Source organism: Streptococcus sp. NSJ-72, from assembly GCF_014334035.1.
GTDB classification, from domain to species: Bacteria; Bacillota; Bacilli; order Lactobacillales; family Streptococcaceae; genus Streptococcus; species Streptococcus constellatus.
Map to the genome: position 1 here is coordinate 1 of NZ_CP060489.1, position 14895 is coordinate 14895.

A 14895-nucleotide genomic window follows, 5' to 3' on the forward strand; every position below is an offset into this window, starting at 1 on the left:
ATGTCACAAGAAGCTAATTTTTGGGCGCGTGTTTTAGAATTAGCTCAAAAACAAATCAAAAAAAATACGTATGATTATTTCGTTGCAGGAGCTCGATTAATTAAAGTTGAAAATTTTCAAGCTACTATACTTCTCGATAGTACAGTCAAACAATTATTTTGGGAACAAAATTTAGCAGATGTTATCATTACTGCAGGTTTTGAAGTGTACAATAATCAAATTACAATGCATTATATCTTTCAAGAAGAGAAGGATGAGGTTAATCAGTCAACAAATACAAATCATTCAGTAATTACACCAAGCCTTCCTCCTATTGAAACTGGTTTAAAAACAAAATATACATTTGATAATTTTGTTCAAGGTGATGGAAATGTTTGGGCACTATCAGCTGCACTTGCTGTTTCTGAAAATTTGGCAACAACTTATAATCCGTTATTTATTTATGGTGGTCCAGGCTTAGGAAAAACCCATTTACTAAACGCAATTGGAAATCAAATTTTAGAAAATATACCAGATGCCAGAGTAAAATACATTCCTGCTGAGACTTTTATCAACGACTTTTTAGAACACCTTCGATTAGGTGAAATGGAAAGCTTTAAGAGAACTTATCGAAGCCTTGATCTCTTATTGATTGATGATATTCAATCTTTAGGAGGAAAGAAAGTTTCCACTCAAGAAGAATTTTTTAATACTTTTAATGCTTTGCATGGAGATAATAAACAAATTGTACTAACAAGTGACCGTAGTCCTGATCATCTGGACAATCTTGAAGAACGTTTAGTCACGCGCTTTAAATGGGGATTAACTCAAAATATTACCCCACCAGATTTCGAAACAAGAGTTGCCATTTTACGCAATAAAATAGAAGATTTAGACTATATTTTTCCAAATGATACTTTGGAATACTTAGCAGGTCAATTTGATTCAAATGTTCGAGATTTAGAGGGTGCCTTAAATGATATTTCTCTCATGGCCAGAGTGAAAAATCTTAAAGAAATTACAATTGATGTTGCTGCTGAAGCTATTCGAGCTCGAAAACAAGATGCAAGTCAAATGTTAGTTATTCCAATTGATAAAATCCAAACAGAAGTTGGAAATTTCTATGGCGTTAGCGTTAAAGAAATGAAAGGAAGTCGTCGTATTCAAAATATTGTTCTTGCTAGACAAGTAGCTATGTATCTTGCTCGTGAGTTAACTGATAATAGCCTTCCAAAAATTGGAAGAGAATTTGGCGGCAAAGATCATACGACAGTTATACATGCTCATGGAAAAATTAAAACAATGCTCGAAACAGATGATAATCTTCGCTTAGAAATAGAAAATATAAAGAATAAAATCAAATAATTGTGTATAACTGTAGAAAAAGAGTTAAAGTTATTCACAATTTATAAACAAGTTTATTTCTGCATTCGAACACTAATTTGAAAACTTTTCCACAAGTTTCACACAAACTACTATTACTACTAACTTAATAATCATAAAATAATAAAAGGAGTTTCTATGATTAACTTTTCAATCAATAAAAATTTATTTTTACAAGCTTTAAATATCACCAAGCGGGCTATTAGTCACAAAAATGCTATACCAATTCTTTCTACAGTAAAAATTGATGTCACAAATGAAGGGATTACATTGATTGGCTCTAATGGTCAAATCTCTATTGAAAATTTTATTTCAATTAAAAACGAAAATGCAGGGCTTTTAGTAACTTCTTCGGGCTCTATTTTACTTGAAGCAACTTTTTTCATCAATGTAGTATCAAGTCTTCCTGATATAACACTTGATTTTAAAGAAATTGATCAAAAGCAGATTGTCCTAACAAGTGGAAAATCAGAAATCACTTTAAAAGGAAAAGATGCAGATCAATATCCTCGTATTCAAGAAATTTCAGCAAGTAATCCCTTGGTTCTTGAAACAAGTGTTCTTAAAAATATCATTAATGAGACAGCTTTTGCGGCTAGTACACAAGAAAGTCGTCCGATTTTAACAGGAGTTCATTTTGTCTTAACAGAAAATAAAAATTTAAAGACAGTTGCAACAGATTCTCATAGGATGAGTCAAAAGCAAATTATTTTAGAAAAAAATGGAGATAACTTTGATGTTGTTATTCCTAGTCGTTCTTTACGTGAATTTTCAGCCGTTTTTACGGATGATATTGAAACAGTAGAAATTTACTTCACAAATAATCAATTGCTCTTTAGAAGTGAAAATATTAGCTTTTATACACGGCTTCTTGAAGGAAACTATCCTGATACCGATCGTTTAATTCCAACTGATTTTAATAACATAATTACTTTTGATACTAACAATCTTCGTTATGCAATGGAACGTGCACGTCTTCTTTCAAATGCGACTCAAAATGGAACAGTAAAATTAGAAATTATAAATGGTGTAGTTAGTGCACATGTTAACTCCCCTGAAGTTGGACGTGTGAATGAAGAAATTGATACTGAAAGTATTTCAGGTCAAGATTTAACCATTAGTTTCAATCCAACTTATTTAATTGATTCTTTAAAAGCTATTGACAGTGAAAAAGTTACAATCAGCTTTATTTCAGCTGTTCGCCCATTCACTTTGGTACCAAATGATGACACAGAAAACTTTATTCAATTGATTACACCAGTGAGAACAAATTAATGTATAATGTAGGAAATTTTGTTGAAATGAAAAAACCACATGCTTGTATCATTAAATCCACAGGCAAAAAAGCAAATCGTTGGGAAATTATTCGAGTAGGTGCAGATATTAAAATTCGCTGTACAAATTGTCAACATATTGTGATGATGAGCCGATATGATTTTGGACGAAAATTGAAAAAAGTTCTAGGAAATTAATTTCCTAGAACTTTTTTCATAATTATGTGACTTTCAGTCCGTCTCGCTCCGTAAGGTGCAAGACAAATAAACCACCCGTTTTAATTTTATTTTAATTTTTCAAATTTACCATCTGTAACTTCTTTAAAACCTTTACTTGTTAAGAACTTTTTACTAGCTTTCATGCTAACTTTTTTAGATTTTCTTGTATTTTTATCTGTGTACATTCCAGGTAAGTTTACTAATTTATCAAAGTCTACTTTATTGAAGTTAATTTCTAAACTTTCTCTAACTCCTTTATCTTCATAAACAACTTTTTCTTTAATCCCCTTAATATTTTGATACATTTGTGAAGCTTTATCAATTCTATCTTTAACATCTTCTTTTTTAGTAGCTCCTAATGTTTTATAAGACCAAAATGAATCAGTAGTTTGTTTTGTGACAATATCTCCTTTATAATAATAAGTTAATCGTAAGTCATATTGTAAATTTTGATCAATTCTTTGGAATGACATTGTTTTTTCTTGGGCTCCACATGCTCCAAGGATAATTAGTGAAACAATTGTAACAAAGCCAAGTAACAATTGTTTAAAATAACTTTTTTTCATGGTATTTACCTCCTATAGCTTAATAAAATTATAATATTTTTATGAGGTAAATGCAATATTTTATTAAAATGATTAAGTTGTAAGTCAAATGGCTGTAAATATGGTATAATGATTTATTGAATTGAAAAGATGAAAGGAAGCGCGAAATGGCTTTAACAGCAGGAATTGTGGGATTGCCTAATGTTGGAAAATCCACTTTATTTAATGCAATTACAAAAGCGGGAGCAGAAGCAGCTAACTATCCCTTTGCGACGATAGACCCTAATGTTGGTATGGTTGAAGTACCAGATGTCCGTTTACAGAAGTTGACAGAACTTATTGTTCCTAAAAAGACTGTACCAACAACGTTTGAGTTTACAGATATTGCAGGTATTGTCAAGGGAGCGTCGAAGGGTGAAGGCCTTGGTAATAAATTTTTAGCTAATATTCGTGAAGTAGATGCTATCGTTCATGTAGTGCGGGCTTTTGATGATGAAAATGTTATGCGTGAGCAAGGACGTGAGTCGAGTTTTGTTGACCCAATGGCTGATATTGAAACAATTAATCTTGAGTTGATTTTAGCAGATTTGGAAAGTATCAACAAACGCTATGCACGTGTGGAAAAAGTTGCTCGAACCCAAAAAGATAAAGATTCAGTAGCTGAGTTTCATGTTTTGCAAAAAATTAAGCCAGTTTTGGAAAATGGTTTATCAGCTCGTACCATTGAATTTGATGAGGAAGAACAAAAGATTGTCAAAAAATTATTTTTATTGACCACAAAACCAGTGCTTTATGTTGCTAATGTTGGTGAAGATGAGGTAGCAGATCCTGATAATATTGATTATGTTCAACAAATTCGCGAATTTGCAGCAACTGAAAATGCAGAGGTAGTTGTCATATCTGCGCGTGCTGAAGAAGAAATTTCTGAACTTGATGATGAAGATAGGGTGGAATTTTTAGAAGCAATGGGCTTAGATGAATCTGGAGTTGATAAATTAACCAGAGCAGCTTATCATTTATTAGGACTTGGAACTTATTTTACAGCAGGAGAAAAGGAAGTTCGAGCTTGGACATTTAAACGTGGCATAAAAGCACCACAAGCAGCTGGAATTATTCACTCAGACTTTGAGAAAGGCTTCATTCGTGCTGTAACCATGTCTTATGATGATTTAGTAAAATATGGGAGTGAAAAAGCAGTCAAGGAAGCAGGACGGCTACGCGAAGAAGGAAAAGAATATATCGTTCAAGATGGCGATATTATGGAATTTAGATTTAATGTGTAAAGTAATGTAAATTAAATATAAATAAGGTTGGAAAAACTTTTCCAGCCCTTTTGGTCTTTTTGGAGGTAAAAAATGGTAAAGATGTTTGTAGGGTTAGGAAATCCTGGAGAAAAATATTTTGAAACAAGACATAATATCGGATTTATGATGGTTGACAAACTATGTAAAGAAAAACAATTAACATTTACAGTTGATAAAATTTTTCAAGCAGAACTAGCTTCTACCTTTTTTAATGGTGAGAAAGTGTATTTTATAAAACCGACAACTTTTATGAATGAGAGTGGGAAGGCTGTTCATGCTCTGTTATCCTATTATGGATTAGATATTGAGGATTTAGTAGTTATCTACGATGATTTAGATATGGAAGTAGGAAAAATACGACTTAGGACGAAAGGATCTGCTGGTGGGCATAATGGTATCAAATCAATTATTAAACATATTGGAACTCAAGAATTTAAACGAATTAAAATTGGTATTGGTCGTCCCAAAAATAATATGACAATTATTCACCATGTGCTAGGAAAATTTGCAAAAGAAGATTATGCTATAATTTCAAATACACTTGACAAGGTTGACGATGCTGTAAAGTGTTATTTACAGTCTAATGATTTTGAACAAACAATGCAACAATACAATGGATAAAAAATGGATATTATTGAGTTTTTTAATCAAAATAAACAAATAGCTGATTGGCAAAAAAATCTAAATAAATCAACTCGACAACTATTGATGGGATTGTCATCTTCAAGTAAGGCTATCACCATGGCCTCTTGTGTAGAGGAGAATCATAAAATTCTGATTTTAACGTCTAGTTATAGTGAAGCGGAGAAACTTTCTAGTGATTTGATTGGATTGTTGGGAGAGGAAAAAGTATATACATTTCTTGCAGATGATACTCCATTAGCTGAGTTTGTCTTCTCTTCTCAAGAAAAGATTTTTGCTCGTCTAGAAGCTCTAGATTTCTTATTAGATTCTCAACAATCAGGATTTTTAATAGTTAATGTGGCTGCTAGTCAACTATTTTTACCTAATCCCATTAACTTTAATTCGGCTTATATTAATTTGAAAATAGGAAGTGAATATGAATTAAAAGATTTAATTCATCAATTGTCAAATTCAGGTTATAAACAAGTATCACAAGTATTGAATCAAGGGGAGTTCAGTCTTCGAGGTGATATTTTAGATATTTTTGAGCGCTCTAGTCAAATGCCTTTTCGAATTGAATTTTTTGGTGATGAAGTTGATGGTATTCGTCTATTTAATCCTGAAAATCAAATTTCTATTCAAAATGTAGAACATGTGCGTATTCATCCTGCTACAGATATCATATTTACTAAAGTAGATTATAGAAATGCACAGAAAAAAATAGAAAATCTTATAGAAAAAACTGTAGATTTGACGTTGAAATCCTATTTAGAGGAAATTTTAACTAGTATAAAAGAACAGACTCAACATGCTGATATTAGAAAATTATTGTCTTATTTTTATCAAAATGAATGGACAATTCTTGATTATCTTCCAAAACATAGCCCAATTTTCTTTGATGACTTTCAAAAGATTATGAATAAGAATGCTCAATTTCAATTAGAAGCAACAAATTTATTGACAGAAAGTTTACAAAAAAGCAAAGCTGTTGCAAATCAATCTTATTTTGCAGATACATATTCAATATTTAGAAAGTATAAACCAGCTACCTTCTTTTCAAATTTTCATAAAGGATTAGGAAATTTAAAATTTGATTCTCTTTATCAGTTTAATGAGTATCCTATGCAGGAATTTTTTAGTCAATTTCAGCTTTTGAAAGAGGAAATTAGTCGATATAAAAGATCTAACTATACAGTTATTATACAATCAAATTCTTTATTGTCTTTACAAAGTTTACATAAAACTTTACAAGAATATGAAATTCCACTTGATTATGTAAATGATGCCAAGATTCATAAACATACTGTTCAGTTAGTAAAAGGACATTTAATTCAAGGATTTGATTTTATAGACGAAAAAATCGTTTTGATCACTGAATATGATATTCTGCAAAAAAAAGTAAAACGAAAAATTCGCAGGCAAAATATTTCTAATGCTGAACGTTTGAAAAATTATAATGAGCTGGAAAAAGGAGATTATGTTGTTCATAATGTTCATGGAATTGGTCGATATTTAGGAATTGAAACGATTGAAATTTCAGGAATTCATCGTGATTATCTTACTATTCAATATCAAAATGCAGATCGTATTTCTATTCCTGTTGATCAGATTCACTTACTATCTAAATATGTTGCAAGTGATGGTAAAGCGCCTAAGCTTAATAAATTAAATGATGGGCGTTTTCAAAAAAATAAACAGAGAGTGCAACATCAGGTCGAAAATATTGCTGAGGATTTAATCAAACTTTACGCAGAAAGAAGTCAACTAAAGGGATTTGCGTTTTCTAGTGATGATATTTATCAGCAAGAATTTGATAATGATTTTCCTTATGTAGAAACAGAAGATCAACTGCGTTCTATAAAAGAAGTTAAAAAAGATATGGAAAGTGATCATCCTATGGATCGTCTTTTAGTGGGAGATGTTGGTTTTGGAAAGACGGAAGTAGCTATGAGAGCTGCTTTTAAAGCAGTAAACGATCATAAACAAGTGGCAATTTTAGTTCCCACTACGGTTTTAGCACAACAACATTATACGAATTTTAAGGAACGTTTCAATGATTTTCCTATTAATATTGAAGTATTAAGTCGTTTTAAAAGTAAATCAGAACAAACAATAATTTTAGAAAAAATAAAAAAAGGGCAGGTGGATATTATTATTGGAACGCATCGCCTCCTGTCAAAAGATATTGTATTTGCTGATTTGGGACTCATTGTTATTGATGAGGAACAACGCTTTGGAGTTAAACATAAAGAAAAATTAAAAGAGTTGAAAACGAAAGTTGATGTTTTAACCTTGACGGCGACCCCTATTCCTCGTACGCTTCACATGTCTATGTTAGGTATACGTGATTTATCAGTTATTGAAACTCCTCCAACAAATCGTTATCCAGTTCAAACCTATGTTTTAGAAAATAATGTAACAGTCATTAGAGATGCAGTTTTAAGAGAAATGGATCGAGGGGGGCAGATTTACTATCTTTACAATAAAGTTGACACAATGGAGCAAAAAGTTTCAGAATTGAAAGAACTGATTCCAGAGGCTTCTATTGGATATGTGCATGGTCAAATGAGTGAAATTCTTCTTGAAAGTACTTTACTTGATTTTATCAATGGGGAATATGATCTTCTAGTAACAACGACGATTATTGAAACTGGTGTTGATATTCCTAATGTTAATACTCTTTTTATTGAAAATGCAGATCACATGGGATTATCAACTTTATATCAATTGCGAGGGCGTATTGGTCGTAGCAATCGTATTGCATATGCTTATCTCATGTATCATCCTGACAAGTCTTTAACAGAAGTTTCTGAAAAACGTTTAGAAACTATAAAAGGTTTTACAGAATTGGGTTCTGGTTTTAAAATTGCTATGCGTGATTTATCCATTCGTGGTGCAGGAAATATTTTAGGGAGTTCACAGTCTGGCTTTATTGATTCTGTTGGATTTGAAATGTATTCTCAATTGCTGGAGGAAGCTATTGCTAAGAGACAAGGAAAAGAGACAAAAAGGAAAAAAGGAAATGCTGAAATTAATTTACAAATTGATGCCTATCTTCCTAGTGATTATATTGCTGATGAAAGGCAAAAAATTGAAATTTACAAACGGATTCATGAGATTGACAGTCGTGTAAATTATGAAGAATTACAGAATGAGTTGATTGATCGTTTCGGAGAATATCCAGATGTTGTTGCCTTTCTATTGGAAATTGGTCTTATAAAATTTTATTTAGATCAAGTTTTTGTGCAACTCATTGAGAGAAAACAACAATCTGTAGTGGTTCGGTTTGAAAAAGTTTCTCAACGTTTTTTCTTAACCCAAGATTATTTTGAAGCCCTTTCCGTAACAGATTTACAAGCAAGAATTTCAGAAAATAAAGGATTGATTGAAGTTATATTTAATGTAAAAAATAAAAAAGATTATAAAATTTTAGAAGAACTTCTGCAATTTTCTGAAAAATTAGTAGAAATTAAAAATCAAAAGAAAGATTGCTAACTTTACAATTCTGTAAAGTTTTACTTTCATCTATAATATTTTTTTAAAAAATGGTAAAATAATAAATTGAGGTAACTTTATGAGATTAGATAAATATTTGAAAGTATCCCGTATTATAAAACGTCGTCCTATCGCTAAAGAAGTAGCCAATAAGGGAAGAATCAAAGTAAATGGAATTTTAGCTAAAAGTTCAGCAAATTTAAAAATCAATGATGAAATAGAGATTCGTTTTGGAAATAAAATTTTATTAGTCCGTGTTCTGGAAATGAAAGATAGCACGAAAAAAGAAGACGCCGCTAAAATGTATGACATTATAAAAGAAACAAAGGTAGAAGTAGATGGCTAGAAATATTATTCAATTAAATAATCGCTATATACGAGATGAAAATCAACATCGCCGTTATTTAGAGCAGGAAAGAAGAAAACAGAATCGCTTTATGGGTTGGGTATTGATTTTGGTCATCTTATTGTTTATTTTACCGACATTTAATTTGATTCAAAGTTATCAAAATTTACTAGAACGTCGATCACAATTGACACATTTGCAAAAGAAATATGAAGAAATAAGTAACGAAAAAGAATCTCAAAAAGCTTTTGCTAATAAATTAAAAGATGAAGAATATGCTGCTAAGTATGCACGCGCCAAATACTATTATTCTAAGCAAGGAGAACGTGTTTATACAATCCCAGGATTGTTGCCACAGTAAAAATGGAAAATTTATTACAAACAGTTGAACAATTTTTGGAGTTTTCAGATGAAAAATTAGAAGAGTTGTCCAAAAAGAATCAAGCTTTGAAATTAGAAGAGTTCAAAAAGGAAAGGGGAGATTATGCGTAAGTTATTATTTTTATTATTGTTGCCGGCATTTTTCACTGCAAACATAGTAGTAAGTACAGAACAAGATGTAGAACTGACTGCAAAGCAACAGTATGAAATCACTAGTACGATATACAGTAACTATTATACTAATCTTCCAACAAATCCAAATGTTTATGAGCAAATCCCAACTTATACATCATTAAAATTGGAAAAAGTAGCTGGGAATTTAACTCCGAATACATCAATTAAACTTTCTGAATTACAGGTCAATGAACAAGGTATTCCAGTATTTAAACTCGCTGATGGAAAATTCGTTCCTGCTGATAAACGAATGATTTATGATGATGTTGTTCAATCAAGCATAGTTGTTTCTCAAACAATGTGGCTCAAGCCGTCATTTGTAGTTTATAATCAAGCTTTTGTAAACGGAACAAAAGAAGTTAAGACAAATCTGCTACCTTATCATTCAGTGAAAATTACTCAACTGGCTGAGACAGCATCGGGAAAGTATGCTTATGTTGAAGGCAAAGGTTGGATTGATATGAAATATCTGTCTGATACAGACAATCGTATGGATAAAGTTCAAGAAATTTTAAGAAGTAAGTACAATAAAACACACTATTCTATCTATGTAAAACAACTAAATTCTGGAAAAACTGCTGGTATTAACCCAGACGTGGAAATGTATTCTGCTAGTGTAGCAAAACTTCTTATTCTTTATTATGCTCAGAAGCAATTAAATGAAGGAAAATATAGGCTATCCTCTGGTTTAAAATATATCCCTGCTGTAAATGACTATTCAGGTGCTTATGATACCGAAGGTAGTGGAAGCATTTCTAAAAAATCAGATAATAAGGACTACAGCATTCAAGATTTGATGAACCATATTGCAAAAGAATCAGATAATGCAGCTACAAATATTTTAGGATATTATATTACTAATCAATCAGACAGTACTTATCAAACAACAATTAAGCAAATTGCTGGGAAAAAGTGGGATGTGGAAAAACGCAATGCTTCAGCAAAGATGGCAGGAAATGTGATGGAAGCTATCTATGAACAAAATGGTGATATTATCAATGCATTATCGCAAACAAATTTTGATGAGCAGCGTATTTCTAAAAATATAAATGTAAAAGTTGCCCATAAAATTGGGGATGCTTATGATTTTAAGCATGATGTTGCTCTTGTTTATGCCAGCTCTCCTTTTGTTCTGTCTATTTTTACAAATCATTCTGATTATGATACCATTTCTCAAATAGCAGATGATATTTATGAGGTTTTGAAATGATGGAACAACGATTTTTTCAATTGGTGCAAAAAAAAGGCTATTTTAAATATCATAGAAGAATTTTACTTGCTATTTCTGGTGGACTAGACTCTATGACCTTGTTTGACTGGCTTTATAAGTATCGTGAAAAATTAGAAGTAGAAATTTTACTTGCTCATATTAATCATGGAGTGAGAAAAGAATCTGATTTTGAGGAAGAAGAACTAAAAAAAATAGCAAAGAAACTTGGTGTAAAGATTTTTACATCGAGTTTTTCTGGTCCATTTTCAGAACAAAAAGCACGTGACTTTCGGTATACTTTTTTCAAAAAAATCATGAAAGAGGAACAATGTACAGCATTAGTAACAGCACATCATGCTGATGACCAAGCAGAAACAATTTTTATGAGAATTTTGCGTGGCAGTCGTTTATTTCATATTTCAGGAATGAAAGAAAAACAAAAATTTGCAAATGGAGAATTGATACGACCGTTGCTTTCTTTTCAAAAATCAGATTTCCCTACTATTTTTCACTTTGAAGATTGGACAAATCAAGAAAATCATTACTTGCGCAATCGGATTCGAAACGATTATTTCCCAATTTTGGAAAAAGAAAATCCACAACTAAAAAAACATTTAATAGAATTGGGAACAGAGATTTCTCAAATGCAAGATGCATTAGCATATTTAACGAAAAATATTGAATTAACAAATGTAAAGGAATTCCAATACCAACCTTATTGTGTACAAAGTTTTTTGCTACAGACTTATTTAAAGAAATTTCCTGATTTACAAGTAAGCAAAGCACAGTTCGCTGATCTTTTAACTATTTTGAATAAAAAATCTAACTATTCTCAATTGATTAAATCAGATTATGAATTATATAAAAATTATGATTATTTTGAGATTCGTAAAATCAGTCCACAGTCTGATTTAAAAGAAGATTCAATTTTGTTAAAATATAACGACATTGTGGAATATGGTCATTATCGCTTTTCTTTTGGAAAAGAACTTCGTGGCAAAGAAATCCAAGAAGTGTTTGTTTCACGTGAAACAGAAGTTTTACTTCGACATAGAAAAGAACAAGATGAAATTATTTTGAACCAACACCATAAAAAGCTTCGTCGTTATTTTATTAATCAAAAAATCCCTATAGATCAAAGAAAAAATGCTATTATTATTGAGCAAAATGGAAAAATTTTAGCAATTGCTGGAATCGTAACAAGTGATTTGAGTAAGAGTCAAAAAAATGATATAATGTATAACAAACTTTATATACAAAATTTAGATAGGTAAAAGAGATGCTAGAACAAAACATTAAGAAAGTTTTGGTTTCACATGATGAGATCGTAACAGCAGCCCAAAAACTAGGGGCTCAATTAACTAGTGATTATGAGGGGCAAAATCCTATTTTTGTAGGAATTCTCAAGGGCTCTATTCCTTTTATGGCAGAACTGATAAAGCATGTTGATACCCACATTGAAATGGATTTTATGTTAGTGTCAAGCTATCATGGCGGAACTGCTAGTAGTGGTGTGATTAATATCATAAAAGACATTGATCAAGATGTTACTGGACGTCATATTCTTTTTGTTGAGGATATTATCGATACAGGAAAAACATTGAAAAGTCTTTGTGAATTATTTAAAGAAAAAAAGGCTGCATCTGTTAAAATTGCCACACTTTTGGATAAGCCTGAAGGGCGAAAAGTTAATATTGAAGCAGATTACACATGCTTTACGATTCCAAATGAATTTGTAGTCGGTTATGGTCTTGATTTTGATGAAAATTATCGGAATCTTCCCTATGTAGGTGTTTTAAAAGAAGAAGTTTATACAAAATAAAAAGGTATATTGATAGATAGATGAAAAATAAACAAAATAATGGTTTTATAAAAAATCCTTTCTTATATATTTTAATTATTGTTGTTGTTATTACAGGTTTTCAGTATTTTTCAGCTGGAAGTTCTGTAGGTCGTAGTCAACAAATTAACTATACTGAGCTAGTTAAAGAAATTAAAAATGGAAATGTAAAGGATATTAGCTATCAACCAAATGGTAGTGTTATTGAAGTTGCAGGTACTTATAAGAAAGAAAAGAAAGTAAAAGATAACACGGGTATTCAGTTTTTTACTCCCTCTTCTACATCTGTAAGTCGCTTTACTAGTGTTATTTTGCCTTCAGATTTAACAGTATCTGAATTACAAAAATTAGCTTCAGCTAAGGGAACTGAAATCACTATTAAACGTGAAAGTTCAAGCGGTGTGTGGATTCAGGTGTTGACTACTCTGGTGCCATTTGCTATCTTTGCTTTCTTCCTGTTTTCTATGATGAACCAAGGCGGAGGCGGCGGAGCGCGTGGAGCTATGAGTTTTGGACGTAATAAAGCTCGTGCGACAAATAAAGAAGATATAAAGGTGCGCTTTTCTGATGTAGCAGGTGCGGAAGAAGAAAAACAAGAATTAGTTGAAGTTGTTGAATTTTTAAAAGATCCTAAACGTTATACAAAACTAGGGGCTCGTATACCAGCTGGTGTTCTTCTTGAAGGTCCTCCAGGAACTGGTAAAACCCTTCTTGCTAAAGCTGTTGCTGGAGAAGCAGGTGTTCCATTCTTTAGTATTTCAGGTTCAGATTTCGTTGAAATGTTTGTTGGCGTCGGTGCTAGTCGTGTTCGTTCTCTTTTTGAAGATGCAAAAAAGGCAGCTCCAGCGATTATCTTTATTGATGAAATTGATGCTGTTGGTCGTCAACGTGGTGTCGGTCTCGGTGGAGGAAATGATGAGCGCGAACAAACCCTTAATCAACTCTTGATTGAGATGGATGGTTTTGAAGGTAATGAAGGAATTATCGTCATTGCTGCTACTAACCGAAGTGATGTTTTAGACCCAGCTCTTCTTCGTCCCGGTCGTTTTGATCGAAAAGTTTTGGTTGGTCAGCCTGATGTGAAGGGTCGTGAAGCTATTCTGCGTGTTCATGCTAGAAATAAACCTCTTGCAGAAGATGTTGACTTAGAACTAGTTGCTCAACAAACGCCTGGTTTTGTTGGTGCTGACTTGGAAAATGTCTTAAATGAAGCGGCTCTTGTTGCAGCACGTCGGAATAAAAAAGTTATTGATGCTTCTGATATTGATGAAGCAGAGGACCGAGTTATCGCAGGACCGTCTAAAAAAGATAAGACAGTTTCACAACGTGATCGTCAAATTGTTGCGTATCATGAAGCAGGACATACAATTGTTGGGCTTGTTTTATCAAATGCACGTGTTGTTCACAAGGTAACTATTGTACCTCGTGGTCGTGCGGGTGGATATATGATTGCTCTCCCGAAAGAAGATCAAACTCTTTTATCTAAAGAAGATATGAAGGAACAACTTGCAGGATTGATGGGAGGACGTGTTGCTGAGGAAATTATTTTCAATGTCCAAACTACAGGTGCTTCAAATGACTTTGAGCAAGCTACACAAATGGCACGTGCGATGGTAACAGAGTATGGTATGAGTGAAAAACTCGGTCCAGTTCAATATGAAGGAAACCATGCAATGTTTGGTGCTGCAAGTCCACAAAAATCAATTTCCGAGCAGACTGCATATGAAATTGATGAGGAAGTACGTAATTTGCTTAATGAAGCGCGCAACAAAGCAGCAGAAATTATCCAATCCAATCGTGAAAAGCATAAATTGATTGCAGAAGCTCTTCTTAAATACGAAACACTTGATAGTCATCAAATTAAATCATTGTATGAAACTGGCGAAATGCCTGATGAACCAAGTGTAAGTTCTTCGCATGCTTTGAGTTATGATGAAGTGAAATCCCAAATGGAAGAGCAAAAGCCAGAATAAGTTTAAAATACAAAAATGGCTCATTGTCAACTGTAGTAAGTTTGATATCAGTTAACATTAAGAGAGGACGAAGTTCGTCCTCTCTTGCATTATTGTCTCTTGCAAACCACTAGCTGTACTAGTAGTTCCGGTTAGCTTTTATCGTGGT

Annotated in this window: 14 protein-coding genes; 13 read left to right on the plus strand and 1 reads right to left on the minus strand. The window is 32.3% G+C overall.

The window, feature by feature from the left end; translation table 11 throughout:
• From dnaA to H8787_RS00015, 3 genes are all read left to right on the plus strand, one after another.
• A complete protein-coding gene (gene dnaA, locus H8787_RS00005) occupies positions 1–1344 on the plus strand; it encodes a chromosomal replication initiator protein DnaA (protein ID WP_187327968.1) in 1344 nt (447 codons plus the stop codon).
• 156 nt (positions 1345–1500) lie between these two features.
• Complete coding sequence (gene dnaN / locus H8787_RS00010; RefSeq protein ID WP_187327969.1) at positions 1501–2637, plus strand: DNA polymerase III subunit beta; 1137 nt, start codon at positions 1501–1503, stop codon at positions 2635–2637.
• Positions 2637–2834, plus strand: a complete 198-nt coding sequence (locus tag H8787_RS00015; RefSeq protein WP_003071662.1) for a DUF951 domain-containing protein — start codon at positions 2637–2639, stop codon at positions 2832–2834. Before dnaN ends, H8787_RS00015 begins: the two co-directional genes overlap by 1 nt.
• An 86-nt stretch (positions 2835–2920) precedes the next feature.
• On the opposite strand, the gene H8787_RS00020 is transcribed toward H8787_RS00015, so the two are convergent.
• A complete protein-coding gene (locus H8787_RS00020; protein WP_003071664.1) occupies positions 2921–3421 on the minus strand; it encodes a YehR family lipoprotein in 501 nt (166 codons plus the stop codon).
• A gap of 146 nt (positions 3422–3567) precedes the next feature.
• Here H8787_RS00020 and ychF point away from each other — a divergent pair, with 146 nt between their 5' ends.
• From ychF to ftsH, 10 genes are all read left to right on the plus strand, one after another.
• Entirely contained in the window at positions 3568–4683 is a 1116-nt protein-coding gene (gene ychF, locus H8787_RS00025) for a redox-regulated ATPase YchF (protein WP_006270350.1), read from the plus strand.
• A gap of 72 nt (positions 4684–4755) precedes the next feature.
• On the plus strand, positions 4756–5325 hold the full coding sequence (pth, locus tag H8787_RS00030; RefSeq protein WP_187327970.1) for an aminoacyl-tRNA hydrolase: 570 nt from the start codon (positions 4756–4758) through the stop codon (positions 5323–5325).
• Between the two features lie 3 nt (positions 5326–5328).
• Positions 5329–8823 (plus strand): transcription-repair coupling factor, encoded by a 3495-nt coding sequence (gene mfd / locus H8787_RS00035; protein ID WP_187327971.1) that lies wholly within the window; start codon positions 5329–5331, stop codon positions 8821–8823.
• Positions 8824–8902: 79 nt separating this feature from the next.
• Positions 8903–9169, plus strand: a complete 267-nt coding sequence (locus H8787_RS00040) for an RNA-binding S4 domain-containing protein (RefSeq protein ID WP_187327972.1) — start codon at positions 8903–8905, stop codon at positions 9167–9169.
• A complete protein-coding gene (locus H8787_RS00045) occupies positions 9162–9530 on the plus strand; it encodes a septum formation initiator family protein (RefSeq protein ID WP_003071674.1) in 369 nt (122 codons plus the stop codon). The genes H8787_RS00040 and H8787_RS00045 overlap by 8 nt, the downstream gene beginning before the upstream one ends.
• 2 nt (positions 9531–9532) lie before the next feature.
• Positions 9533–9661 (plus strand): SP_0009 family protein, encoded by a 129-nt coding sequence (locus H8787_RS09970; protein WP_006268873.1) that lies wholly within the window; start codon positions 9533–9535, stop codon positions 9659–9661.
• A complete protein-coding gene (locus H8787_RS00050; protein ID WP_187327973.1) occupies positions 9654–10934 on the plus strand; it encodes a serine hydrolase in 1281 nt (426 codons plus the stop codon). Before H8787_RS09970 ends, H8787_RS00050 begins: the two co-directional genes overlap by 8 nt.
• On the plus strand, positions 10931–12208 hold the full coding sequence (gene tilS, locus H8787_RS00055; protein ID WP_039677726.1) for a tRNA lysidine(34) synthetase TilS: 1278 nt from the start codon (positions 10931–10933) through the stop codon (positions 12206–12208). The genes H8787_RS00050 and tilS overlap by 4 nt, the downstream gene beginning before the upstream one ends.
• A gap of 5 nt (positions 12209–12213) precedes the next feature.
• Positions 12214–12756 (plus strand): hypoxanthine phosphoribosyltransferase, encoded by a 543-nt coding sequence (gene hpt, locus H8787_RS00060; protein WP_020997510.1) that lies wholly within the window; start codon positions 12214–12216, stop codon positions 12754–12756.
• Positions 12757–12776: 20 nt separating this feature from the next.
• Positions 12777–14747 (plus strand): ATP-dependent zinc metalloprotease FtsH, encoded by a 1971-nt coding sequence (gene ftsH, locus H8787_RS00065; protein ID WP_187327974.1) that lies wholly within the window; start codon positions 12777–12779, stop codon positions 14745–14747.
• The last annotated feature ends 148 nt before the right edge of the window (positions 14748–14895 follow it).